Source organism: Desulfuromonadales bacterium (genome assembly GCA_035620395.1).
Taxonomy (GTDB): domain Bacteria; phylum Desulfobacterota; class Desulfuromonadia; order Desulfuromonadales; family DASPGW01; genus DASPGW01.
Genome location: DASPGW010000266.1, coordinates 1 through 2,254, shown reverse-complemented (window position 1 = coordinate 2,254; position 2,254 = coordinate 1). Strand labels below are relative to the sequence as shown.

The window sequence follows — 2,254 nt, the reverse complement described above, 5'->3', positions numbered from 1 at the left end:
CGGTCACGCGGTCGCCGGGAAGGATGCGGATGTAAAACTTGCGCATCTTGCCGGAAATATGTGCCAGCACGACGTGGCCGTTGTCCAGTTCGACCCGGAACATGGCGTTGGGGAGAGGTTCGAGGACTTTACCCTCAACTTCGATTGCTTCTTCTTTTGCCAAAAGAGCCTCCATGGTGGTCAGGATAAGGCAGACCGGCAACAGTCGGTCGAACCCGGATATTAAACAAAACAGGCACGGCAGTTGTCAACCCTCGCCAGGGAAGAAGGCTTGCCGGCCTGCGGGGACAGCGGTCAGGTGCCGAGATTGAGCAGACGTTTGGCGACGTCGAGTATCTGCGTGGTCTGTATCGGTTTGGTGATGTAATCGTTTGCCCCCAGCGCCAGAGCGCGCTCCCGGTCCTCGCTCGCCCCTTCGGTGGTGATGATGACGATGGGCACCTGCTTGTAGCCCGCATCGTTACGCACCAGGCTCACCAGTTTGAGTCCGTCCATGATCGGCATGTTGATGTCGGTGAAAATCAGGTCGAATTTGTCACTCGACAGCTTTTTCAGCCCATCGACCCCGTCGTTCGCCTCAACGATGTTCAGCCCACGCAGTCGCTTCAGGGCAAAAACGATCAGCTGGCGCATGGTCGGCGAGTCTTCAACGATCAGAACCTTGTATGTGGACATGCAAACCCTCCCTGGAACCTACTTGGTCAACAGATCGATAAAACCCTGAATGGTGGACAGCTTCCGCTCCGATTCCGAATAAAGCCGGGAAGAGAAGACAGCGGTGGCGGCATGCCCCGCCAGCAGGGTAAAAAGCTCGAAATCCACATCGGCAAAGTGGCTTTTTTGCACCAGCAGCTTGTAAATGACTATCACGCCGATGACATGCTCCTTGATTTTCAAGGGGATGCAGACGACGGGATGCCGAAAATCGCGGGTGTAGTTCTCGAGATCGTCAATGAAGTAATTCTCGCCGGTCCTGGCCATCTGACCGATGATCCCCTCACCGAGACCGACCATCGGCAAGTCGGAAATTTCCAGACCCTCGGCGGCGACAGCCTGCAGCTTGTTGGTTTTTTCATCGAGGAGCATGAGAGCAAACTCCTCGGCACCGATCAGGTTGATGATAATCTCCATGATGATCTGGAGAACTTCGCGGAAGTCGAGGGTTGAGTGCAGCTGATAGCTAGCGATATAGAGGTTGGCCAGGTTGTTGTTTTCTTCCTCGATTTCCACGTACCGGTTGGCGAAATTGATGTTTTCCGCCTCCACCTGCTTGATCCGGTCGAGGATTTCCTGTTTTTCCCGCTCGAGTTCGTCGATACGCAGACGCAGCTTGAGCGCTTCGGGGTTGTTCGCGGCATCGGCCCCGGCGTGGTGCTTAAGGGTCTCCTCAAGTTTCACAACCTGATAGCGCAGACGCTCGTTCTCTTTCAGAAGATCCTGTGTGAACTCGGCGCCCTTCTTGAAAACTTGAAGGAATTCCTCGGCTTTTTTCAACGTTACCTTGTCGTCTTCACGTTCAGTCATTCCAGGTCTCCTCGGGCAGATTGCATGCCGGCAGCCGGGGCAATCCTAGCAGCACAACGAAAAAATTTCCACACTTTAGATCGAATGAAGCTCAGAAACCGCAGCGGCGAAGAATTTCTCCGCACACCTGGGGCAGAGCCACGACCTTGTCGACCTTGCCGGTGGCAATGGCCTCCTTGGGCATGCCGAAAACCACACTGGTCTCCTCGGCCTCGGCGATGGCCTGCCCCCCCCCCTCCTTGATGACGGCCGTGCCCCGCGCGCCGTCATTGCCCATTCCGGTCAGCACGACGCCGAGCAGTTTGGCTCCGAAGATACCGCTGGCCGATTCGAACATGGCATCGACCGAAGGGACATAGCGCTGGTCGGGGGACGGTTCGAGTACCTGAGCGACCACGTCGGCGCCGCTGCGGCGGAATACCAGATTGCGGCCGCCGGGCGCGATGAGAACCTCTCCCGGCCGCACCACGTCACCTGAACGGGCTTCCCGAATTTCCAGGGCGGAGCTTTTGTTCAGCCGTTCGGCGAAGGCCCGGGTAAAACCCGGGGGCATATGCTGGGAAACGGCAAAGGCGACCGGAATGGGCCGCTGGATCGCCGAAAAGATGGCCTGCAGGGCCGGCGGTCCTCCCGTCGACGCACCGATCACCACCTGTTCCACAGGATACTCCGACATCGATCTGGCAGACGGTACCATCCGAGCGGCTGGACGGTCAGACAGCAGCCGCTG

The 2,254-nt window shown here is 57.5% G+C and carries 4 protein-coding genes; all 4 read right to left on the bottom strand.

Features of this window, described 5'->3' with window-relative positions:
• Positions 1-175, bottom strand: a 175-nt coding sequence (infA, locus tag VD811_14680; protein HXV22228.1) for a translation initiation factor IF-1, incomplete at its 3' end; no start/stop codon positions are given.
• A gap of 119 nt (positions 176-294) precedes the next feature.
• On the bottom strand, positions 295-675 hold the full coding sequence (locus tag VD811_14675; protein HXV22227.1) for a response regulator: 381 nt from the start codon (positions 673-675) through the stop codon (positions 295-297).
• Between the two features lie 18 nt (positions 676-693).
• Entirely contained in the window at positions 694-1,524 is an 831-nt protein-coding gene (locus tag VD811_14670) for a GAF domain-containing protein (protein HXV22226.1), read from the bottom strand.
• 91 nt (positions 1,525-1,615) lie between these two features.
• On the bottom strand, positions 1,616-2,254 hold a 639-nt coding region (locus tag VD811_14665; protein ID HXV22225.1), incomplete at its 5' end, for a CheB methylesterase domain-containing protein.